This window comes from Bordetella muralis, assembly GCF_965139205.1.
In the GTDB taxonomy this organism is placed as follows: domain Bacteria; phylum Pseudomonadota; class Gammaproteobacteria; order Burkholderiales; family Burkholderiaceae_B; genus Bordetella_A; species Bordetella_A muralis.
On the sequence record NZ_CBCSIU010000001.1, the window covers coordinates 894674 to 915749 of the forward strand.

Annotated in this window: 21 protein-coding genes; 14 read left to right on the forward strand and 7 right to left on the reverse strand. The window is 60.3% G+C overall.

Annotated elements, in window-relative coordinates:
* The 5 genes from ACNA0I_RS04140 to ACNA0I_RS04160 all read left to right on the forward strand — a co-directional run bounded on the left by ACNA0I_RS04140 (position 1) and on the right by ACNA0I_RS04160 (position 5042).
* A complete protein-coding gene (locus tag ACNA0I_RS04140; protein ID WP_415804770.1) occupies positions 1-825 on the forward strand; it encodes a phosphodiesterase in 825 nt (274 codons plus the stop codon).
* Positions 826-971: 146 nt separating this feature from the next.
* Positions 972-2051 carry an ABC transporter ATP-binding protein gene (locus ACNA0I_RS04145; RefSeq protein ID WP_415804771.1) on the forward strand — a complete coding sequence of 360 codons (1080 nt, stop codon included), beginning with the start codon at positions 972-974 and terminating at the stop codon, positions 2049-2051.
* Positions 2052-2061: 10 nt separating this feature from the next.
* Positions 2062-3357: an ABC transporter substrate-binding protein gene (locus ACNA0I_RS04150; protein WP_415804773.1), complete on the forward strand. Its 1296-nt coding sequence runs from the start codon at positions 2062-2064 to the stop codon at positions 3355-3357.
* Positions 3358-3381: 24 nt separating this feature from the next.
* The gene (locus ACNA0I_RS04155) at positions 3382-4245 is read left to right on the forward strand and encodes a carbohydrate ABC transporter permease (protein ID WP_415804839.1); all 864 of its coding nucleotides are present in this window, start codon (positions 3382-3384) and stop codon (positions 4243-4245) included.
* Positions 4242-5042 (forward strand): carbohydrate ABC transporter permease, encoded by an 801-nt coding sequence (locus tag ACNA0I_RS04160; RefSeq protein ID WP_094824040.1) that lies wholly within the window; start codon positions 4242-4244, stop codon positions 5040-5042. Before ACNA0I_RS04155 ends, ACNA0I_RS04160 begins: the two co-directional genes overlap by 4 nt.
* Positions 5043-5077: 35 nt before the next feature.
* Here ACNA0I_RS04160 and ACNA0I_RS04165 read toward each other — a convergent pair whose 3' ends face one another.
* Together ACNA0I_RS04165 and ACNA0I_RS04170 are read right to left on the reverse strand one after the other, a co-directional pair.
* Positions 5078-5395, reverse strand: coding sequence for a hypothetical protein (locus ACNA0I_RS04165; RefSeq protein WP_415804774.1), 318 nt, complete (start codon positions 5393-5395; stop codon positions 5078-5080).
* Between the two features lie 19 nt (positions 5396-5414).
* Positions 5415-5768 (reverse strand): DUF1840 domain-containing protein, encoded by a 354-nt coding sequence (locus tag ACNA0I_RS04170; RefSeq protein WP_415804775.1) that lies wholly within the window; start codon positions 5766-5768, stop codon positions 5415-5417.
* Between the two features lie 273 nt (positions 5769-6041).
* Here ACNA0I_RS04170 and argS point away from each other — a divergent pair, with 273 nt between their 5' ends.
* The 3 genes from argS to ACNA0I_RS04185 all read left to right on the forward strand — a co-directional run bounded on the left by argS (position 6042) and on the right by ACNA0I_RS04185 (position 9215).
* A complete protein-coding gene (gene argS / locus ACNA0I_RS04175) occupies positions 6042-7724 on the forward strand; it encodes an arginine--tRNA ligase (RefSeq protein WP_415804776.1) in 1683 nt (560 codons plus the stop codon).
* Positions 7725-7732: 8 nt separating this feature from the next.
* Positions 7733-8446, forward strand: coding sequence for an SPOR domain-containing protein (locus ACNA0I_RS04180; RefSeq protein ID WP_415804777.1), 714 nt, complete (start codon positions 7733-7735; stop codon positions 8444-8446).
* 139 nt (positions 8447-8585) lie between these two features.
* Positions 8586-9215: a thiol:disulfide interchange protein DsbA/DsbL gene (locus ACNA0I_RS04185; protein ID WP_415804778.1), complete on the forward strand. Its 630-nt coding sequence runs from the start codon at positions 8586-8588 to the stop codon at positions 9213-9215.
* A 111-nt stretch (positions 9216-9326) separates the two neighbouring features.
* Here ACNA0I_RS04185 and metC read toward each other — a convergent pair whose 3' ends face one another.
* Positions 9327-10532, reverse strand: coding sequence for a cystathionine beta-lyase (gene metC, locus ACNA0I_RS04190; RefSeq protein ID WP_415804779.1), 1206 nt, complete (start codon positions 10530-10532; stop codon positions 9327-9329).
* Positions 10533-10807: 275 nt separating this feature from the next.
* Here metC and ACNA0I_RS04195 point away from each other — a divergent pair, with 275 nt between their 5' ends.
* Positions 10808-11440: a LysE family translocator gene (locus ACNA0I_RS04195; protein ID WP_415804840.1), complete on the forward strand. Its 633-nt coding sequence runs from the start codon at positions 10808-10810 to the stop codon at positions 11438-11440.
* 26 nt (positions 11441-11466) lie between these two features.
* On the opposite strand, the gene ACNA0I_RS04200 is transcribed toward ACNA0I_RS04195, so the two are convergent.
* Positions 11467-12525, reverse strand: coding sequence for an MBL fold metallo-hydrolase (locus ACNA0I_RS04200; RefSeq protein ID WP_415804780.1), 1059 nt, complete (start codon positions 12523-12525; stop codon positions 11467-11469).
* A gap of 107 nt (positions 12526-12632) precedes the next feature.
* Here ACNA0I_RS04200 and ACNA0I_RS04205 point away from each other — a divergent pair, with 107 nt between their 5' ends.
* Positions 12633-13010, forward strand: coding sequence for a MerR family transcriptional regulator (locus tag ACNA0I_RS04205; RefSeq protein ID WP_415804781.1), 378 nt, complete (start codon positions 12633-12635; stop codon positions 13008-13010).
* A 49-nt stretch (positions 13011-13059) separates the two neighbouring features.
* Positions 13060-13392 (forward strand): YnfA family protein, encoded by a 333-nt coding sequence (locus ACNA0I_RS04210; RefSeq protein ID WP_415804782.1) that lies wholly within the window; start codon positions 13060-13062, stop codon positions 13390-13392.
* Between the two features lie 121 nt (positions 13393-13513).
* On the opposite strand, the gene ACNA0I_RS04215 is transcribed toward ACNA0I_RS04210, so the two are convergent.
* The 3 genes from ACNA0I_RS04215 to ACNA0I_RS04225 form a co-directional block, all read right to left on the reverse strand.
* Complete coding sequence (locus ACNA0I_RS04215) at positions 13514-14113, reverse strand: toxin-antitoxin system YwqK family antitoxin (RefSeq protein ID WP_415804783.1); 600 nt, start codon at positions 14111-14113, stop codon at positions 13514-13516.
* Between the two features lie 41 nt (positions 14114-14154).
* Entirely contained in the window at positions 14155-15132 is a 978-nt protein-coding gene (locus ACNA0I_RS04220; protein WP_415804784.1) for a Bug family tripartite tricarboxylate transporter substrate binding protein, read from the reverse strand.
* 122 nt (positions 15133-15254) lie between these two features.
* Positions 15255-16433: a M20 aminoacylase family protein gene (locus ACNA0I_RS04225; protein WP_415804785.1), complete on the reverse strand. Its 1179-nt coding sequence runs from the start codon at positions 16431-16433 to the stop codon at positions 15255-15257.
* Positions 16434-16688: 255 nt separating this feature from the next.
* On the opposite strand from ACNA0I_RS04225, the gene ACNA0I_RS04230 reads away from it, so the two are divergent.
* From ACNA0I_RS04230 to ACNA0I_RS04240, 3 genes are read left to right on the forward strand one after another with little or no spacing between them, the layout of a single operon-like run.
* Positions 16689-17867 (forward strand): isovaleryl-CoA dehydrogenase, encoded by a 1179-nt coding sequence (locus ACNA0I_RS04230; RefSeq protein ID WP_415804786.1) that lies wholly within the window; start codon positions 16689-16691, stop codon positions 17865-17867.
* A gap of 12 nt (positions 17868-17879) precedes the next feature.
* Positions 17880-19715 carry a bifunctional isocitrate dehydrogenase kinase/phosphatase gene (gene aceK / locus ACNA0I_RS04235; protein ID WP_415804787.1) on the forward strand — a complete coding sequence of 612 codons (1836 nt, stop codon included), beginning with the start codon at positions 17880-17882 and terminating at the stop codon, positions 19713-19715.
* 37 nt (positions 19716-19752) lie between these two features.
* A complete protein-coding gene (locus tag ACNA0I_RS04240; RefSeq protein ID WP_415804788.1) occupies positions 19753-20934 on the forward strand; it encodes an acetyl-CoA C-acetyltransferase in 1182 nt (393 codons plus the stop codon).
* Positions 20935-21076: the final 142 nt, after the last annotated feature.

The following is a 21076-nucleotide window of genomic DNA, read 5'->3' on the forward strand; positions in this document are numbered from 1 at the left end:
ATGCTCATCGCACAGATTACTGATTTGCATATCCGCATGCCGGGCCAGAAAGCCTATCGCGTGGTCGAAACCGACCGATATCTGCCGCCTGCCATCGAAGCATTGAACCGCCTCGATCCCGCGCCCGATCTGGTCATCATCAGTGGAGATCTCACCGATTTTGGCCGGCCGCAGGAATACGCCCATCTCAAAAATATGCTGGATGCTTTGCATGCGCCGTATTTTTTGATGCCCGGTAATCACGATGCGCGCGAAGCATTATTGGCGGCCTTTCCCTCGCACGCCTATCTGCAGGGTGCAAACGGCTTTGTTCAATACGCGGTCGAGGATCACCCTCTGCGCCTGTTGATGCTGGACACGGTCGTGCCGATGCAAAGCCACGGCACATTGTGCTCGCAGCGGCTGGATTGGCTGCGTGAACGCCTCGCGGAACAACCGGGCCGGCCCACCGCGATTGCCATGCATCACCCGCCGTTCATTACCGGCATTGCTCACATGGATGCAATTGGCCTGCTCTCGGGTGCGCCCGAGCTGGAACAGATCGTCGCCGCGCATCCCAATGTGGAACGCATTCTGTGCGGCCATCTGCACCGCACCATTTTTCAGCGTTTTGGCGGCACTATTGCCTCGACTTGCCCGAGTCCGGCGCATCAAGTCGCACTGGATTTACGGCCGGATGGCCCCTCTGCTTTTGTCATGGAGCCACCGGGTTTTCACTTACATGAATGGCGTAACGGCGTCCTGGTCACGCACCATGCCTACATCGGCGACTATCCCGGCCCCTATCCGTTTCACGAAGAGGGCGGCGTCCTGATCGATGAGTAATTGGTGCTGCAGGCGTGGCCCTGACACGGCCACGTCATGTTTGCACCGCAGAATGAAAAGGATTTCATTTACCCCCAGAATAGGAGGTTCGCGCCCCCAGGGGTTCACACCGCCGCACGCATATCCGATTCCACCCAACGATCATTATGTCCACGCTCATCCTGGAAGACCTGACCAAACAGTACGGCGATGCGGCTGCCATCCAGGGCGTCAGCTTCACTGCGCCTGCGGGGAGTTTTACGGTGCTGCTGGGACCATCAGGCTGCGGCAAATCGACGACGCTGCGCATGATCGCAGGACTCGACACGCCGACGTCGGGCCACATTCGTATCGGGGATCGCGATGTCACGCATCTGCCGCCGTCCCAACGGCGCATCTCGATGGTGTTCCAGTCGTATGCGTTGTTTCCTCACCTATCGGTGCGCGAGAATATTTTGTTTGGCCTGAAGGTTCGCAAAGAACCGTCTGCCGACTATCCTCGCCGGCTCAAGCGCGTGGCGGATTTGCTGGGCTTGACGGCCCTGCTGGATCGCAAGCCCTCGCAGTTGTCAGGCGGGCAACAACAACGGGTGGCATTAGGGCGTGCAGTCATTTCAGAGGCACCGGTATGCCTGATGGACGAACCGCTTTCGAATCTGGATGCACAGTTGCGCCATGAGATGCGGCGCGAGATCCGCGCCTTGCAACAGTCGCTCGGGATCACCATGGTGTATGTCACGCACGATCAGACCGAGGCCATGAGCATGGCCGATCAGGTCGTGTTGCTGCGTGATGGACGCATCGAGCAACGCGACACGCCTGATGGCTTGTATGCACGGCCTGCCACTGAGTTTGCGGCGCGTTTTATCGGCACACCGCCGATGAACCTCATGGACTTGTCTACACAAGGCAACGGCCTCGGCATCGCCGGCACAGAAAGCCTGCCGGCCATCGCAGCCCCTGTTCAAGCAAAGCGTCTAGGCGTTCGGCCGGAACATATTCGGATTGACGGCGATGGCCGTCCTGCTGTCGTGGAAAGCGTCGAATATTTTGGCGCAGATTCCATTGTGGTGTGCCGGATCGGTACTTGTAGCGGCATTGCCGTACGTGCGCCAGGCCATTTACGGGCTGCGGCTGGCGATGCGGTGAAGCTGACGTGGCAACCCGAGCACCAGCATTTTTTCGCCGCCGATGCGGCCGCTATTACCCCCTCTGGGCGCTCAGGCGCCGACTCTCCATCCCTTTAGGAAAGCCATCATGCGACGCACCGCTCTCAAAGCCATTGCAGCCGGTCTGGCTGGCGCCGTTCTGTCACTGCCTATTTACGCGCAGGCCAAACCTGTCGAAGTCGAGTTCTATTACCCCGTTGCCGTCGGCGGTCCGATCACCAAAATCGTCGACGACATGGTGGCCGCATTCGAAAAAGAAAATCCCGACATCGACATCAAGCCTATCTACGCGGGCTCGTATCAAGACTCGATCGCCAAGGCATTGACGGCGCTCAAGGGCGGCACGCCCCCGCAACTGGCGGTGCTGTTATCGACCGACATGTTTACGCTGATCGATGAAGACGCCATTGTCCCTATCGACGGCCTGGCGAAATCCGATGCCGACAAAAAATGGCTGGGCAGTTTTTATGATGCGTTCATGCAGAACAGCCGCACCGGCGGTCATGTGTGGGGCGTACCGTTTCAGCGCTCGACCATCGTGATGTACTACAACAAGGATCTGTTCAAAGAAGCCGGCCTGGATCCTGAACGCGCGCCCGCGACCTGGGACGAGTTGGTTGAATACAGCAAGAAGCTGACCAAGAAAGACGCCTCCGGCAACGTCACGCAGTGGGGCCTGGAAATCCCGTCGGGGGGTGCCTTTGCATATTGGCTGTTCCAGGCATTGACCACGCCCAACGATGCCATATTGATGAACGAAGCAGGCAACGAAGTCTATCTGAACAAACCCGGCGCCATCGAAGCCGCCACGTTCTGGAATGATTTGTCGGCCAAGCACGGCGTCATGCCGCGTGGGACGATCGATTGGGGCACTACGCCCAAGGATTTCCTGGAAAAGAAGGCCGCCATTGTCTGGACCACCACCGGCAATCTGACCAACATCCGCAAGAATGCCAGCTTTCCGTTCGGTGTCGCCATGATGCCCAAGGCCAAACGCGGCGGCAGCCCGACGGGCGGCGGCAATTTCTATGTGTTCAAGAGCGGCACGCCGGAGCAACAGGCCGCGGCGCTGAAATTCGCGCAATGGGCCACGACGCCCGAACGCGCTGCGGACTGGAGTATTGCAACGGGCTACGTTGCCGTCACGCCTGCGGCCTGGTCCACCGACAAGATGAAAAAATACGCCGAGGAAGTCCCAGCCGCGACGGTCGCGCGTGACCAGTTGGATGTCAGCGTGGCGGAGTTCTCCACGCACGACAATCAGCGCGTGACCAAGACCCTGAACGATGCGCTGCAAGCCATGCTGACGGGCTCCAAGACCCCTGAGCAAGCACTTGGCGACGCGCAACGCGAAGCCGACCGCGTGCTGCGCAGCTATCGGTAAAGGCACCGTGCGATGAACAAGTCCATGCAAGCGGTCTACGGTTGGCTGCTGTTGCTGCCGGCGATCGTATTGCTGGCCGCGTTCACGCACTATCCTGCGCTGGCTACGTTGTGGCACAGCTTTTTCTCGACCCCGCGAGGCAGCCGTCCTGCGCGCTTCGTGGGGCTCGAGAACTACACGCTGATGCGCGATGATCCGGTGTTCTGGCAATCGCTATGGAACAACTTGTGGTTTGCCCTGGGTACGATTCCCACATCGATCGCGATCGCGCTCATCATGGCCTTGTGGGTCAATCGCAATTTGGCAGGGCGCGGCTTTCTGCGCATGGCGTATTTCACGCCCACGGTCCTGCCGATGGTGGCCGTGGCCAATATCTGGTTGTTTTTCTATACCCCGCAATATGGCCTGATCGCGCAGGTGCTGCAGATGTTCGGCATGCCCAGTCCGAACTGGCTGGGCAGCCGCGATACCGCGCTGCCGGCGTTGATGGTCGTGACGATCTGGAAAGAAGCCGGTTTTTTCATGATTTTTTATCTGGCTGCATTGCAGACGGTATCGCCGTCGCTGCGCGAAGCGGCGCTGTTGGAGGGTGCATCACGTTGGCAATATTTCCGCCGCGTGCTGTGGCCATTGCTGATGCCCACAACGCTGTTCGTGCTGGTCAACGCGCTGATCAATGCATTCCGGCTGGTGGACCATGTGGTGGTCATGACACGGGGCGGGCCCGATAACGCCAGTACCTTGTTGCTGTACTACATCTACCAGGTGGGTTTCAGTTTCTGGGACACCTCGTATGCCGCCACGCTGACCGTCGTGTTGTTGCTGATCCTGGCCATCACCGCATTGGTGAAGTTCCGCTGGCTCGATAGAAAGACGCACTACCAATGACCCACAAACTCGACACTCTGGGTGCCTGGCTGCTGGGCCTGCTGTGGATCTTGCCGCTGGCCTATGCCGTCTGGGCAGCGTTTCATCCGCCGGCCTATGCCACGCGTTTCGATCTGCTGGCGCCGTTGACGCTGGAAAACTTCAGCCGCGCCTGGCACGCGGCGCCGTTTCCACGGTATTTCCTGAATACGTTTCTACTGGTGACGATGGTGTTGGCGGCACAGTTGGTGTTGTCCACACTGGCGGGCTATGCCTTTGCACGCTTTGAATTCCGCGGTCGCGATGTCGCATTCATGCTGGTGCTGCTGCAACTGATGATCATGCCCGATGTATTGCTGGTGGAAAACTACCGCTCCATGAGCCTGTTGGGGGTGCGCGATACCGTCTTCGCAGTGGGTTTGCCATATTTTGCGTCGGCATTCGGCATCTTTTTGCTGCGGCAGACGTTCAAGACCGTACCGCGAGAGCTGGAGGAGGCTGCACGCGTAGAGGGAGCGGGTCCGTTGCAGATCTTGATGAAAGTCTACGTGCCGCTGGCCAAGCCGATTTACGTCGCGTACGGACTGGTATCGGTCAGCCACCATTGGAATAATTTTCTGTGGCCGCTGATCATCACCAATTCGGTAGAGTCACGGCCTCTGACGGTCGGTTTGCAGGTGTTTTCGTCGACGGACCAGGGCATCGACTGGTCCGTGATCACGGCAGCGACCTTGCTGTCGGCCGCCCCTTTATTGATCGCTTTTCTGCTGTTTCAGCGGCAATTCGTGCAATCGTTTATGCGAGCGGGAATCCGTTAGCGCGGCAGCGAAGCGAAACGCGGCTATCGAGACGATTAATAGCCAACCGACAGTCCCGGCAGGTCCACGATGACGCGGGGCTTGTCCAGGGCCAGCGCGGCATGCTGAGCGAATTCCTGGCTTTCCTTGGCGTCGGAGGTCAGGATTTCATACCCCAGGGCATCGGCCACGCCCATGATCTTGTCGAGCAGCAGCACCTTGCCACTGGGGCGCAGCGGTTCGCATCCGAGCGTATCCCAGGCTGCCTCGAACCAATCGCGCGCGTCGCTGGCAGCTTGCGCAGAGGGCTCAACATCGACGGAAAGATTGACCGTACGACGAGTATCGAAAATGACTGTCACATCGCTGCGCATGGCGCCCTCCATCTGTCCCTCACCAACCCTTGGTGGCTTCCCAGGTAACATCCTCGCCATCCGCCAGCGAACGGCGCATCATGTCCACGAGGGGATACGCCCGCTGGTGCAATTCCACATGCTGAGCCATGGCGGGGACGGATTTTTCCTCGTCTTCGTCAGCATCGTTCGCTTTTGACGGGTGGCCGCGTTCCTCGGCGTTGATCGCGGCCTCGATACCCGCAATGGCGGCGGGCAACTGCTCGACCGTAAAGACCCCACGCTCGGGCACCTGATCGCCTATCGACTTGCCTGCGGCACGCAACAATGGCGCGGCATTGGGCGACAACATCAGGACTTCAGCGACGGTTTTGGAGTGAAATTTGATAAGCATGTTGCGGACTTCCACAATGGACATTTGCATACACTACCGCAATGTGGCGCACACTGCCACTGGCAAGATACATAGTACGGATTTCCTCATGCGGGCGACAGCTTGAGATGAACCGCTACATTGCCGTTACACAGAGAAAACCGGCCAAATCACGCTATGATCTAGGGAATTCCCGTGAATGCCATGGTTCTTGATACGCCCGACATGGGCAGCCGGCTTGCCGTTGACTGGCATCTCGTCACTGATACTTAAAACTTTCTTCTGATTTCTCTCATGCTCCCTGAGCAACAACAACAACTCATCTCGCTGATTCAGGCCGCTGTCGCGCGCTGCCTGCCCGATGCCCAGGCCCAGGTGCTGCTGGAGCGTCCCAAAGTCGCCGCGCACGGCGATGTCGCGACCAATGTCGCCATGCAACTGGCCAAGCCCGCCCGCCGTAATCCGCGCGAATTGGCTCAGGGGATCGTCGATGCCCTGATGGCCGAGACCCCGGCGCGGGCGCTCATCGAGAGCGCCGAGATCGCAGGTCCCGGGTTCATCAATTTCCGCATCACTGCGGCCGCCCGACAGGCCGTGATCCAGGCGGTAGCCGAGCAGGGCGAGGCCTTTGGCCGCGCGCCCCGCAATGGCGAAAAAGTCCTGGTCGAATTCGTCTCGGCCAACCCGACCGGCCCGCTGCACGTGGGCCACGCTCGCCAGGCAGCGCTGGGCGATGCCATTTGCCGCTTGTATGAGGCCACCGGCCTGGATGTCACGCGCGAGTTCTACTACAACGACGCCGGCAACCAGATCCAGAACCTGGCCATCAGCGTGCAGGCGCGCGCCCGCGGCATTGCCCCCGACTCGCCGGATTATCCCGCCGATGGCTACAAGGGCGACTATATCGTCGAGATTGCCCAGGATTTCGTCGCCGGCAAAACGGTAACCGCCGATGACCAGGCAGTCACCGCCACGGGTAACGTCGACAACCTCGACGACATCCGCGTATTCGCCGTGGCGTATCTGCGCCGCGAACAGGATTTGGACCTGCAGGCATTCGGCCTGGCTTTCGACAACTACTATCTCGAAAGCTCGCTGTATACATCTGGCCGGGTCGAACAGACCGTCCAGGCCCTGATCGCCAAGGGCCATACCTACGAAGAAGGCGGCGCCCTGTGGCTGCGCACGACCGAGCTGGGTACGGGCGACGACAAAGACCGCGTCATGCGCAAAAGCGAGGGCGGCTATACGTATTTCGTCCCCGACGTGGCCTACCACAAGGCCAAATGGGAACGCGGCTTTCACCGTGCCGTCAACATTCAGGGCAGTGACCACCACGGCACGGTAGCACGCGTGCGCGCCGGCCTGCAGGCCCTCGAAGAGGGCATCCCGAAAGACTACCCGTCGTATGTGCTGCACAAGATGGTCAAGGTCATGCGCGGCGGCGAAGAGGTCAAGATCTCCAAGCGCGCCGGCAGCTACGTCACCCTGCGCGACCTGATCGACTGGGTGGGCCGCGACGCCGTTCGCTATTTCCTGATCCAGCGCCGCGCCGATACCGAATTCGTTTTCGATATCGATCTGGCACTGTCCAAGAGCGACGAAAACCCGGTGTACTACATCCAATACGCCCACGCCCGCATCTGCTCGATGATTGCAAATGCGGACGCCGACGACGCCAAGATCGCGCAGGCCGACGTGGCGCTGCTGACCGCGCCCTCGGAATTCGCCCTGATGCAACGTCTGGCTGGGCTCCCTCAGGTCGTGGCGCTCGCGGCGCAGGAGCTCTCGCCGCATCACATCGCGTTCTGGCTGCGTGATTGTGCCTCTGACTTCCACGCCTGGTATAACGCCGAACGTGTCCTGGTCGACGATGAGTCTCTCAAATTAGCCCGTCTGCGCCTGGCCGCCACCACCCGGCAGGTCCTGGCCAACGGGCTGGCGCTGCTGGGCGTATCGGCCCCGCAACGAATGTAAGCAGTTTCATGGCAACCAAACGCAAATCAACCTCCCGTCAGCCCCAACAACGCGGCAGCACCATGTACGGTGCGCTGGCCGGACTGCTCATCGGCCTCATCATCGCGGCCATCGTGGCGTTCTACGTCACCAAGGCCCCGATGCCTTTTGTAGACCGTGCCACACGCGATCCCGACCGGACCGAACAGCCCGATCCTCGCCTGGCGCCGGACCCGAATCTGGGACTGTATGGACGCGATGGCGCCGCAGGCATACCGCCCAGCGGCCCGACGGCCACGGCGCCCGCGCCTTTGCCCAATTTGCAGCCGGCTATCCCGACGCCTACGCCCGACACGCCCGCTAGCAAGCCGTCAGACGAACTGGGCGCGTTGATTGCGACGTTGCCGCCCAGCGGCGCCCAGGCGCCCGCTGCAGCACCGGCACCGGCCCCCGCCGCCACGCAAAAACGCCCGGCGGCAACTCCTGCCGCAGCCCCCCCAGCAGCCACATCCAGCGGCAAGTATTTTCTGCAGGCCGGCGCCTACCAGGGGGCAGCGGACGCCGAGGCGGTCAAAGCCCGCATCTTGTTGTTGGGCCTGCCCGTCGCCGTGCAGCGTGCCGAGGTCAATGGCAAACAGATCAACCGCGTACGAGTCGGTCCCTTTGCCCGGCTGGACGATATGAACCGCGCCCGAGGCCGTTTGGGCGAAAACAAGATCGAGACGGCTGTGGTGCGGCAGTAGGAAACATCAGGTGACGCATCATCTGGCGCCACCCGTCGAACCCGCCCACGGCCGTTGCACCTGGTAACCCCCGGAACTTATCTCGGGTACGATCAGTCTGTCACCGTAGCTAGTAACTATTTACTCAGGAATACGCACGATGCAGTTCTCCATGCTCACCCGCTTTGCCGCCGCCGCCGCGTTGGCTGCCACCACCTTGTTCGCCCCCGCCAGCCAGGCACAAAGCAACCAGCAGTATGTAGCGGTCAATCCGCCGCTGCCGTCTGACACCCCGGGCAAAATCGAGGTGCTGGAATTCTTTGCCTATACCTGCCCGCACTGCGCCACGATGGAACCCATGGTCGAGAGCTGGGCCAAGACCAAGCCGGACGATGTCGTGCTCAAGCAAGTTCCCATCGCTTTCAACGCCAGCATGAAGCCGTTGCAGCAGCTGTACTACACGCTGCAGACGCTGAATCGCCCCGACCTGCACACCAAGGTGTTCACCGCCATGCACGTCGAGCGCAAGCGCCTGTTCGACAAGAAAGCCATGGGCGATTGGGCGGCCGAGCAGGGTGTCGATCGTGCCCAGTTCGATTCGATTTTCGATTCGTTCAGCGTGCAGACCCAAGTGCAACGCGCCGATCAATTGGCTCAGGAATACAAGATCGACGGCACGCCGACGTTCAGCGTGGGCGGCAAGTTCATCACCTCGCCCAGCTTGGCGGGCAACAGCTACGAGGGTGCGATCCAGGAAATCGATCGCTTGATCCCGATGGCGCGCAAGTAAGCACGTGATCAAACCGCCTGTGATTCAGGCGGTTTTTTGTTGCCGGGCCGCCCAAAACAAAAAGCCCCTTGCGCGTAGCGTGGGGCTTTTTTTCGTTGAAACTCAATAGTTCTACTGTGGTTGTGACCCGCTGGCCTGATCCAGCGCCTGCGACAGATCGGCGATCACATCTGCCGGGTTTTCCAACCCGATATGCAGCCGCACCAATGCGTGATCACCGCCCGTCCAATAGCGATGCCGTGCAAGCTCGCCACGCGTCACCCACTGCACCAGGCTTTCGAAGCCGCCCCAGGAAAAGCCGATGCCGAACAGCTGCAACGCGTCCACGAAACGGCGCGAGGCTTCGGGAGAAAGGCGCAGCTCGACAGCCAACATGCCATTTGAACCAGTGCAGTCGCGCTGCCACAGCGCATGGCCCGTGTCGTCCCGCCAGGCGGGGTGATAAATGCGCGCGACCTCTGGGCGTCCCGCGAGAAACTCGCATACCTGCAGTGCATGATTGGCGTGTTGTGCCATACGGATGGGCAGGGTCCGCACCCCGCGCAGCGCCAGCCAGGCATCGTCGGCACTGATCGAATATCCCATGGCGTACTGCGTGCGATTCAGGCGCTGCGCAACCTCGGCATCATTCGTGACGACCGCGCCCAGCATCAGGTCCGAGTGTCCGCCCACGTATTTCGTGCCGGCCACGACCGAGACGTGCGCGCCCAACTTCAACGGCTGATAGATGTACCCCGATCCCCACGTGTTGTCGCAAGCCAGCACGAGGTCATGGCTGCGCGCAAACGCCGCCAATGCGGGAATATCCAGCATCTGGAACAGCAACGAACCCGGGGATTCGACGTACAACAGCCGGGTGTTCGGCCGCACCAAGGACTCCAGATCGTCATCCGCCGAGAAATAGGTGATCTCGATATTCAAGCGCTTGAGTAACGCCGCATCGAGTTCATATACCGGGCCATAGACGCAGTCGGCCACCAGCGCATGGTCGCCAGCGGAGAGCAGCGACAGCATCACCAAGGTGATGCCCGACATCCCCGAGGACGCCAGATAGGCATGCGTGCCGCCTTCGAGTTCGCAGAACACCTGCTCGAGCGCGGCATGCGTATCCATCCCCATGCGGCCATAGGTCGCGGCGCGCTGGCCAGACGCCTTGCGCCGCTGGGTGGCCTCGAGCGCGTCCAGATTCTGAAAGCGCACGGTGCTGGCTCGCATCGACGGCAGGTTGACCGGCGCCGCCCCCGTTTGCGGATTGAATGGCGCCGTGCCGGTATGCTGCAACAGCGTGTCGATATGCGAGACAGGATCTTTGGCCATAGGAATGCAATGAGGATGGACAGAAAACGGTCAGAACCTCGATATTAGGAGATTCGCGGTATTCGTGCCGAGATGGGCACGGTAAACGTTAGGGGGTCACGTTGCGGACCACAGGAAGCTTCATCATCGGCAAGGTTCCTGCGCCTCCCGCTTCGCCGGCTACGGTTTTATCGTGTCCTCCATCGCCTGATGAATTGCTCGCCAAGCCTGCGCGCTGTACCCTTGAAGTCCTTCGACGCCCACTGTCCTCTGGCCGTATCTGCGGCCGCCGCGCCATGCTGCCCTTTGACACATTGCTTGCTTTTTTCGGTATCGCGATTGTGCTGGCTCTCACGCCTGGCCCCGACAATCTGTTCGTCTTGATGCAATCGGCCCTGTGGGGCCGTTCCGCGGGGATGTGCGTGGTGTTGGGGTTATGCACGGGCGTACTCGGCCATACCGCCGCCGTCGCCGCCGGTCTGGCGGCGATTTTTGCGGCGTCATCGCATGCTTTTACCGTCCTCAAACTCGCTGGGGCAGCCTATCTGGCCTATTTGGCGTGGCAGGCGCTACGCGCGCGTGGCGGTGCGGCAAACGCCGAGCGGCCGCCCGCGATGACGCCGGGCGCGCTCTATCGGCGCGGCGTCATCATGAGTCTGACCAATCCCAAAGTGCTGCTGTTCTTTTTTGCGTTCTTGCCGCAATTCACCTCGCCGAAACCGGAGTACGGTCCTGTAGGCCTGCAAACGGCTGTCTTGGGTGTGCTGTTCATGCTGGCCGCGCTAGTGGTATTCAGCGCTATCGCTTTTTTCTCGGGCGCTTTCGGGCAACTGCTGCAACGCTCGCCCACCGCGTCACGCTGGTTGAACCGGGTGACGGGTATTGTTTTTCTCGGGCTGGCCATCCGGCTGGCCACAGCCAGCCGTTAACACTCACGCTCGGTTGGCGCTCGCGTTCAGCGTGCGGTGAATCTCACAATCCCGTCTTCATCGGTCTTGCGAGTCAGCCTGCCCTCGAAAAACAGAGTATGCAGGTGCGCGAGCGCCTCGCCCATGGCAAAAGTCAGCTGATGCAGATCGAGCTTGCGCTTGAACAGCACAGGCACGATATCCATAGTGGATTGCGGCGCGACGCAAGCCTGCAGCACCTCTGCCAGCCGATCCGCGTGGTGCTGATGCTGCTGCGCGATACGCTCGTGCAGACCCTTGAATGGGCGCCCATGCGACGGCAATACCAGGGCATCGGCCGGCAGATCGCCATAGCCATCCAGCGAATTCAGATACAAGCGCAGAGGATCCGAGTCCGGCTCGTAATCGAATACGCTGACGTTCGTGGAAATGCGCGGCAGCACCATATCGCCAGAGATCACGACGTTCAAGTCAGGGCTGTAAAGCGAGACATGCTCAGGCGCGTGCCCATAGCCCACGATGACACGCCAATCGTGGCCGCCGATGGCGACTTGATCGCCGTGCAGCATGCGGGTGTAACGCGTCGGCATGGCCGGCACCAGATCCGGGTAATAGCCCGCGCGGCGGCGAATCTGTTCCTGGGCATCAGGGTCCGTCATCCCATGGCGAGCGAAATGCGCCACGGCCGCCTCGCCATTGGGGCCCGAGCCGGTCGAACGCGATGACCACAGCACGGCCACCATGTAGTCGGTCATGCTCATCCACAACGGCGCATTCCACCGCTCGCACAACCAATTGGCCAGCCCGACGTGATCGGGGTGCATATGGGTGACGAGCACGCGCAACACCGGCAGCCCGTCCAGCTCCTGGGCAAAGACCTGTTCCCACAGCGTGCGCACCTCGTCACGGCTGATACCACAGTCGACGATGGTCCAGCCCTGGCGTCCGTCGATCTCGTCGCGCAGCAACCATAGATTGATGTGATCCAGCGCAAAAGGCAGCGGCATGCGGATCCACTTCACGCCTGGCGCGACCTCTAGCGCAACGCCTGGCTCGGGCTGTGTATCTCCCCAGGGATACTGCAGTTGATGCTCGTTCGGGTTCATCTGTTCGCTCTCGGTTAAACCGCCGGACTGCGTCGGCAGTCAGAAATAAGCTTGACGATTGTTCCAGACCATCATAATTTACGTTTACGTAAACTGCCAAACATCGCATGCCATCCACCTGGACGATTTCCGAGCTCTCGCGCGAGTTCGACATCACACCGCGCACCATCCGCTTCTACGAAGACCAGGGCATCGTCAGCCCTGCGCGCGATGGGCGCAACCGTGTGTACAGCCCGCGCGACCGTACTCGCCTGAAGCTCGCGTTACGCGGCAAACGGCTCGGGCTGCAATTGTCGGAAATCCGCGCGTTGATCGACATGTACGACAGCCCGAGCGACAACGCGATGCAATTACGGCAGTATCTGGATGTGCTGGCCAAGCATCGCGCGGCCCTGGAACAACAACGCCGCGATATCGAAGACACGCTCTCTGAAATCGCGGAACAGGAACAGCAGTGTCAGATGTTGCTGGCACAAAAGCCTTGACCGTGCCACTGTCCTCCCGCATCAATGCCGTGACGTCTCGGAACAAACGATGACATTGCTGCCCACACTAGGCCTGTACGTTTTGACGGCGCTCGCCGAAATCCTCGGCTGCTATTTGCCCTATCTCTGGTTAAAGCAGGGCCATTCCGCGTGGCTATTGTTGCCGGCGGCGTTGAGTCTCGCGTTATTTGTCTGGCTGTTGACGTTGCACCCCGCAGCGTCGGGGCGGGTGTATGCGGCCTATGGCGGCGTATACGTCACCATGGCATTGATATGGCTATGGGCCGTAGACGGCGTGCGTCCCGCGCTGACCGACTGGGCCGGTGTCGGGCTCTGCCTGGCTGGTATGGCCCTCATCGTGATCGGCCCACGCGCGGAATAGCGGGCGTCACGACGTATCCTGTTCGACGCGTTGGCGTTGTGTCTCGACGGCTGTGCTTTGTTGCTGCAGAAAATCCGCGCCGCACAGCGACATCCCGTACCGCGACAGCGATCCTGTACGGCTACGGAGCCTTGCGCGATCCATCGGGGTAATACTGCGCAGTGCCTTTGGGTGCCCCACTCGCATCGAATGTCTTGCTGGAAAGCTTCGCACCATCACGTCCGTAGGTGATTTCGCTGGTTAATTTACCAACCTCGTCATAGTAGCGATGCACGCCGACGTGACGGAATTGCCCCTGAAACACGCCGGCCGATTGCAAGACGCCGAGATCGGAAAACCGCTCTACGTAAGTGCCCGGCACCCCCTTGGGATCATGAATCGATTGATCCACACGGGCTTCTTTGACCTTGCCATTCATGTACCAGAACGTGGCCTTCATTTCTCTGCCACCCAGAAATTCTTGTTCACGTACCGGGGTTGCGTTGTCCAGCCACTCGCGCTCAGTGGCTTGAATCGTCTTGGTCCCTCCCTGCAAAACCTCGCGCTCGATGACCTCGTAGATCAATGTCCCATTGCGCGCGTATTCCTTGGTGTGCCGGCCGCCCTCAATATCCTTGGTCACACTCTGGCCCGCCAGCGCGGGGTTGGATTCCGCATTGGATAGTGCGGGACTCAAGGCCGTCGTCAACAGTACAAACAAAAAGACCAGCGTACGCGTCATCAGATGCTCCAAAGGAAATCCCTTGTTTTCGTCACACAGAACTACTGCACTTGAATCTTGCTTTCACGAATGATGCGCTGATTGTTCTCGTAGTCCGTGCGAACCTGTTTCGCAAAATCGTCGCCGATGCCCGTTCCAGGTTGCATGGAGTTTTTCTCCAGCATCTGTTGATACTGCGGGTTCGCGAGCGCCTTTGCTATTTCATCGCGCATTGTTTTCATTACTTCGGGTGGCACGCCGGCAGGCGCGAACAGCGAAAAGTTCGAGAAATAGCGGATGTTCGGCAACTTCAGCTCTGCCATGGTCGGCACATCGGGCCACGGTGCAAGCCGTTGCGGCGCCATCACCGCGAGGGGCTTGAGCGTGCCAGCGGCGACGTGAGGCAGCACGATGTCCGTGTTGACGACCAACAGATCGACTTGGCCGCCTAGACCATCCGAGACAGCCTGGCTGCCGCCGCGATACGGAACCTGCAGCATCTCGATGCCCACCTGCTTGTTCAGTGCTGCCATGCCAATATGTGCGACGGAACCGAGGCCAGGAATGCCGAACGTGACTTTGCCGGGGTGCTGCTTGGCATAGTCCACCAACTCGGCAAACGTGCTCACGGGCAGCGCTTTCGTCGCCAGGATGCCGACCGGCCCGACCGCCACACTGGCAACCGGAACGAGATCTTTCATCGGGTCATACGAGGTCTTTACCAGGTTCGGAAAAATCGTCAGCGGGCTGGTCGATGCCAGCAGCAATGTGGTCCCGTCAGGCGTGGCTCGCGCGACGGTCTCGGTACCCACGCTGCCCCCCGCGCCAGGCTTGTTTTCGATGATGGTCGCCGTGCCATAGGCCTGACGGAGAATGTCGCCCAGCGTGCGGCCTAGCGTGTCATTTGTGCCGCCAGCGGTATAGGGAACGACGAGCGTCAATGTTTTGCCGGGCCACGCCGGCTGAGCCTGAGCGGCCGTGGCCGCTGCCGCCAGGGCTATAACTGCGACCGTGCGGGTGAACTTCGAAAGTGCTGCCATTCTGATCATTTCAACGCTCCGAGAATCCCCGCTGCTCATGCCGGGGAAAAGCCATCAAGATGGCAATCGATGAACACCAATGAAAAAGAAGGTGCCTCGCGAGGCCGCGAGGCATAAAACACTCAAGCCAGGTAACGCTGCGCCAGACGAATCCAATAGGACGCGCCGACAGGAATCAAATTGTCGTTAAAGTCGTAGCTAGTGTTGTGCAGCATGCACGGGCCCAGCCCGTGGCCTGCCAGGCGATGCTCGCCGTCCCCATTGCCCAGAAACACGTAGCAGCCAGGCTTGGCCTGCAGCATGAAGGCAAAGTCCTCGGATGCCATCACGGGCTCGATTACTCGCGATTGGTCTGGACCCACTACGTCGCGCATGACGTCCAGGCAAAACGCCGTTTCGTCAGCCGTGTTCACCAAGGCGGGATAGCGACGCTCGAAATACACCTCGGCCCGGCAGCCATGCGCGGCAGCAATCGGCTCGGCCAGCTCGTTCATGCGGCGCTCGATCAAGTCCACGACACCCGCGCTGTAGGCCCGCACCGAGCCCCCCAGCCACGCACTGCCGGGAATGATGTTGGTCACTTCGCCACCCGCTTGCACTTGCGTGATGGACACGACCGCGGCGTCCAGCGGCCGTTTGCTACGCGTCAAGATGGTTTGCAGCGCCTGGCCGATCGCGAATAGCGCTGGTACAGGGTCATCGCAGTCCTGCGGGGCCGCGGCATGCCCGCCACGTCCAGTCACCGTGATCTTGAAGGCATTCGCCGCCGCCATCATCGGGCCGCTGCAAACGCCGAAACTGCCCGCCGGCATCCCGGGCCAGTTATGCATGCCGAATACGGCTTCGCACGGGAACCGCTCGAACAAGCCGTCCTCGATCATGGCCCGGGCACCCGCGCCGCCGTTTTCCTCGGCGGGCTGAAAGCAGACATAAACGGTGCCGTCAAAGCCGCCTGCCTGCTTCAAATGGCGGGCCGCAGCCAGCAGCATGGCCGTATGGCCATCGTGGCCACAGCCGTGCATTTTGCCGTCGTGGCGCGAGCGATGGTCAAAGGTGTTGGCTTCCTGGATGGGCAATGCATCCATGTCCGCCCGTAACAAGATGGCTCGCGCTGCGCTCCCTGCCTTGAGCACGCCCACCACCCCGGTGCGCCCGATGCCGGTATGGGTTTCGATCCCCCAGGATCGCAGGCGCTCGGCCACGAGGGCGGCCGTACGATGCTCGTCGTAGGCCAGCTCAGGATGCGCATGGATATCGCGCCGCAAGGCAATCATCTCGTCCAGATCGGCGAGTTCTATCACGACAGTCCCTCCAGAGGCCCGCTCGGGCCAGCAATGGATTGGTCAGACAAGTTCCAGGCAAATTCTGGCATGGTCTGACAAGCCGCCGTCACGTTTTTATTAGGGGTAAACCCGCGTTTTACTTTACGTTTACGTAAACGTAATATAAGCCTTCTACATTGCTTAGCCACCCATGGTGGAGCATGATGGATCTGGCAAACGGACTCATGCATGCAGCATCATCGAATGTAAGCACATACTCTCACGGAGATCGCGATGAACCTTCCCGGCTTGAACTTCAATCTGGGCGAAGACCTGGACATGCTGCGCGACGCGGTGCGGACTTTTGCACAGGCCGAAATCGCGCCGCGCGCGGCCGAAGTCGATCGCAGCGATCAATTTCCGATGGACCTGTGGCGCAAATTCGGCGAGCTCGGGGTGCTAGGCATGACTGCCAGCGAGGAATACGGCGGTGCCAATCTGGGCTACCTGGCGCACATGGTGGCCATGGAGGAAATTTCGCGCGCCAGCGCCTCGATCGGCCTGTCGTATGGCGCGCATTCCAATCTGTGCGTCAACCAGATCCACCGCAATGGCACGGCAGAACAGAAAGCCCGCTACCTGCCCAAGCTCATTTCCGGCGAACACGTGGGCGCGCTGGCGATGAGCGAACCGGGCGCGGGCTCGGATGTCGTCAGCATGAAGCTGCGCGCCGAGAAAAAGGGCGACCGCTACGTACTGAACGGCACCAAGATGTGGATCACGAACGGTCCGGACGCCGATACCCTGGTGGTCTATGCCAAGACCGATCCCGAGGCTCACCAGCGCGGGATTACGGCCTTTCTGGTGGAAAAGAACTTCAAAGGATTCTCGGTCGCGCAAAAGCTGGACAAACTGGGTATGCGCGGCAGCCACACGGGCGAGCTGGTGTTCCAGGATTGCGAGGTCCCCGAGGAAAACGTCCTGGGCCAGGTCAATGGGGGCGTGCGAGTCCTGATGAGCGGTCTGGACTACGAACGTGCCGTGCTGTCCGGCGGGCCATTGGGCATCATGCAGGCGGTGATGGACGTCGTGGTGCCGTACATCCACGACCGCAAGCAATTCGGCCAGGCCATTGGCGAGTTTCAGTTGATCCAGGGCAAGGTCGCAGACCTGTACACCACGTTGCAGGCCAGCCGGGCGTTTTGCTACGCCGTCGGCAAGAACCTGGATCAACTCGGCGCAGAGCACGTGCGGCAAGTCCGCAAAGACTGCGCGGCCCTCATCCTGTACACCGCCGAAAAAGCCACCTGGATGGCCGGCGAGAGCGTACAGATCCTGGGCGGCAATGGCTACATCAACGAATATCCTACGGGCCGTCTGTGGCGCGATGCCAAGCTGTACGAAATCGGCGCGGGCACCAGCGAAATCCGCCGCATGCTGATCGGCCGTGAACTGTTTGCCGAAACGGCCTGATCTGTTGCCATCATGATCTACACCGGCGACGTTCAGCATATCGAGCCAGTGGCCGCGCCTGCGCCATTGCCGCTGGACGTCGCCCGCCAGATCCTGGCAGGTTTTGACCGGCATTACGCGCTCTTTCGCTACAGCGCACAACGTGCCAAGGCCTTGTTTGAATCGGGCGATTGGCATGGTATCCAGCAGCTCTCGCGCGAACGCATCGAGTACTACGACATGCGCGTGCGCGAGTGCGCCAATCAGCTGCAACGGACTTTGCACGGCTTGGCCGCATCAGATAGCGAAACGAGCTTGACACCTGCGCAAACGGCGTTCTGGCAAGACGTCAAACAGCAATTCGTCGGATTGTTGTCAGAGCATCGTCAACCCGAATGTGCGGAAACGTTTTTCAATTCGGTATCGTGCCGGATTCTGCATCGCGACTATTTTCATAACGATTTCCTGTTTGTCCGGCCAGCCATTGCGACGGACTATCTGGATAGCCGCATTCCGTCGTACCGCGTTTATTACCCCTTGTCCGACGGGTTGCGCAGCGGCCTGATCCGCATGGTGGCTGATTTTGGCTTGGCCGCGCCGTATGCAGACCTGCCGCGCGATACGCGTTTGCTGGCACGTGCCGCCGTGCGGCAGTTGCGTGCGCAATGGCCTCGACACCAGGGGCGGCGGCTCGCGCCAGACTGCCAGATCCAGGTACTCGGTACGCTGTTCTTTCGCAACAAGGGCGCCTACATCATCGGCCGCCTGATCAATCAGAGCAACCTGCTGCCTTTTGCCATTGCGCTGACGCGCAACGCCGCGGGCCAGATCGAGCTGGATGCGTTATTGCTGGGTGCAGACGATCTGAGCACATTGTTCAGTTTTACCCGCGCCTATTTCCTGGTGGACATGGAAACGCCGGCCGCCGTGGTGAGTTTTCTATCGACCTTGTTGCCGCGCAAACCCAAGGCCGAGCTCTACACCATGATAGGCCTGCAAAAACAGGGCAAGACGCTGTTCTATCGCGATTTCCTGCATCATCTGGCGCATTCGCGCGATGCCTTTGATATTGCGCCGGGCATCAAAGGCATGGTGATGTGCGTGTTCACGTTACCGTCCTATCCGTATGTGTTCAAGCTGATCAAGGATCACATCGACAAGGACGGCATCGATCACGCCACCGTGCGGCGCAAATACCAGATGGTCAAACTGCATGACCGTGTCGGCCGCATGGCCGATACCTGGGAATACTCGCAAGTCGCGTTGCCGCGCGCGCGTTTTTCATCGGCCTTGCTGGACGAACTGCGGCAACGTGTTCCCAGCCTGCTCGAGGAAAACCACGACTCGATCGTCATCCGGCATGTGTACATCGAACGCCGTATGACACCGCTGAATCTGTATTTGCAACATGCCAGCGAGCCGATGGTGGATCATGCGATACGCGAATATGGGGACGCGATCCGTCAGTTGGCCAGCGCGAATATTTTCCCTGGCGACATGCTGTACAAGAATTTCGGCGTCACTCGCCTAGGTCGCGTGGTGTTTTACGACTACGACGAAATCCAACGCATGACCGAGATGCAGTTTCGCCGGATTCCGCCCGCGCCGAATGAAGAGGCCGAGATGGCCAGCGAACCGTGGTACGCCATCGGCCCCAATGATGTTTTCCCCGAGGAATTCGACCGCTTTTTGCTGGGGGATACCCGCATACGCAAAGCCTTTCTACGGCACCACGCCGAGCTGTTACAAGCCGACTGGTGGCAGGCCTGCCGCAGCCATGTTGCGCAAGGTCAAATTGAAGAATTTTTCCCTTACGATAAGGACAGACGGCTGCGCGTTGGCGCAACGCCGCCTGTTTTCGCGTCGTAACAATCTAATTTATCTCTGATTTTCAGGAGCGCCCATCATGTCTGATCCCGTCGTTATCGTTTCTGTTGCTCGCACCCCCATGGGCGGCATGCTGGGCAGCCTGTCAGGCCTGGCCGCCCACGAGCTCGGCTCCGTCGCCATCAAAGCCGCCGTCGAACGCGCCGGTGTCAAACCGGACCAGGTCGATGAAGTCATCATGGGCAATGTGTTGCAAGCTGGCCAGGGCCAAGCTCCCGCGCGCCAGGCAGCGCTGGGTGCCGGCCTGCCATTGGGTGTCGCATGCACGACCATCCATAAAGTCTGCGGCTCGGGCCTGAAAGCCGCCATGTTCGGCCATGATCTGCTCACCGCCGGCTCGGCGCGAATCGTCGTCGCAGGTGGCCAGGAAAGCATGAGCAATGCCCCGTATTTGCTGCTCAAGGGCCGCCAAGGCTATCGCTACGGCCACAACACGGTGTATGACCACATGGCCTTGGACGGCCTGGAAGACGCCTACGATCGCGGCAAGGCCATGGGTGTCTTTGCCGAGGACTGCGCGGCGAAATACAGCTTCACGCGCGAACAGCAGGATGCGTTTTCACTGGAGTCGCTGCGCCGCGCGCGTGCCGCCAGCGAAGACGGCAGCTTTAAATGGGAAATCGCCCCCGTCACCGTCGCCGGCCGCAAAGGCGATACGGTGATCGACACCGACGAGGCCCCGACCAAAGCCATGCCGGAGAAAATCCCGACACTGAAACCCGCCTTCAAAAAAGACGGCACTGTCACCGCGGCCAACTCGTCGTCGATTTCCGATGGCGCCGCCGCCATGGTGCTCATGCGCGCCTCGACCGCCGAAGAGCTCGGCCTAAAACCGCTGGCCCGTATCGTGGCGCACAGCCAGCATTCGCAAGAACCGAACTGGTTCACGACCGCACCCGTCGGTGCACTGAAAAACCTGTTCACCAAAACGGGTTGGAAAGCCGAAGACGTTGATCTGTATGAAATCAACGAGGCTTTTGCCGTCGTCACCATGGCTGCCATGAACGACTTCAAACTGCCTCACGACAAAGTCAACGTGCACGGTGGCGCAACGGCGCTGGGCCATCCTATCGGCGCATCGGGTGCCCGCCTGGTCACCACGCTGATCGGCGCCTTGCGCAAAACTGGCGGCAAGCGCGGCGTGGCCACGCTGTGCATTGGCGGCGGCGAAGCCGTAGCCATGGCCATTGAAATGATCTAACGAGTCTGTGCGTGTGTCGGATCACTCATGTGATCTGACACACCGCGACAGACGAATCCTGAGCAAGACCACTGCATTTCGATCAGGTATCCGAGCGTTGAGGTATCAACCTTTACGCAAGTTGACGGCTCCATGTACAAAA

Bases quoted from the DNA above. Each gene is read 5' to 3' on its own strand.
- ACNA0I_RS04140 (WP_415804770.1), top strand. From the start codon at position 1: ATGCTCATCGCACAGATTACTGATTTGCATATCCGCATGCCGGGCCAG.
- ACNA0I_RS04145 (WP_415804771.1), top strand. From the start codon at position 972: ATGTCCACGCTCATCCTGGAAGACCTGACCAAACAGTACGGCGATGCG.
- ACNA0I_RS04150 (WP_415804773.1), top strand. From the start codon at position 2,062: ATGCGACGCACCGCTCTCAAAGCCATTGCAGCCGGTCTGGCTGGCGCC.
- ACNA0I_RS04155 (WP_415804839.1), top strand. From the start codon at position 3,382: ATGCAAGCGGTCTACGGTTGGCTGCTGTTGCTGCCGGCGATCGTATTG.
- ACNA0I_RS04160 (WP_094824040.1), top strand. From the start codon at position 4,242: ATGACCCACAAACTCGACACTCTGGGTGCCTGGCTGCTGGGCCTGCTG.
- ACNA0I_RS04165 (WP_415804774.1), bottom strand. From the start codon at position 5,395: ATGCGCAGCGATGTGACAGTCATTTTCGATACTCGTCGTACGGTCAAT.
- ACNA0I_RS04170 (WP_415804775.1), bottom strand. From the start codon at position 5,768: ATGCTTATCAAATTTCACTCCAAAACCGTCGCTGAAGTCCTGATGTTG.
- argS (WP_415804776.1), top strand. From the start codon at position 6,042: ATGCTCCCTGAGCAACAACAACAACTCATCTCGCTGATTCAGGCCGCT.
- ACNA0I_RS04180 (WP_415804777.1), top strand. From the start codon at position 7,733: ATGGCAACCAAACGCAAATCAACCTCCCGTCAGCCCCAACAACGCGGC.
- ACNA0I_RS04185 (WP_415804778.1), top strand. From the start codon at position 8,586: ATGCAGTTCTCCATGCTCACCCGCTTTGCCGCCGCCGCCGCGTTGGCT.
- metC (WP_415804779.1), bottom strand. From the start codon at position 10,532: ATGGCCAAAGATCCTGTCTCGCATATCGACACGCTGTTGCAGCATACC.
- ACNA0I_RS04195 (WP_415804840.1), top strand. From the start codon at position 10,808: ATGCTGCCCTTTGACACATTGCTTGCTTTTTTCGGTATCGCGATTGTG.
- ACNA0I_RS04200 (WP_415804780.1), bottom strand. From the start codon at position 12,525: ATGAACCCGAACGAGCATCAACTGCAGTATCCCTGGGGAGATACACAG.
- ACNA0I_RS04205 (WP_415804781.1), top strand. From the start codon at position 12,633: ATGCCATCCACCTGGACGATTTCCGAGCTCTCGCGCGAGTTCGACATC.
- ACNA0I_RS04210 (WP_415804782.1), top strand. From the start codon at position 13,060: ATGACATTGCTGCCCACACTAGGCCTGTACGTTTTGACGGCGCTCGCC.
- ACNA0I_RS04215 (WP_415804783.1), bottom strand. From the start codon at position 14,113: ATGACGCGTACGCTGGTCTTTTTGTTTGTACTGTTGACGACGGCCTTG.
- ACNA0I_RS04220 (WP_415804784.1), bottom strand. From the start codon at position 15,132: ATGGCAGCACTTTCGAAGTTCACCCGCACGGTCGCAGTTATAGCCCTG.
- ACNA0I_RS04230 (WP_415804786.1), top strand. From the start codon at position 16,689: ATGAACCTTCCCGGCTTGAACTTCAATCTGGGCGAAGACCTGGACATG.
- aceK (WP_415804787.1), top strand. From the start codon at position 17,880: ATGATCTACACCGGCGACGTTCAGCATATCGAGCCAGTGGCCGCGCCT.
- ACNA0I_RS04240 (WP_415804788.1), top strand. From the start codon at position 19,753: ATGTCTGATCCCGTCGTTATCGTTTCTGTTGCTCGCACCCCCATGGGC.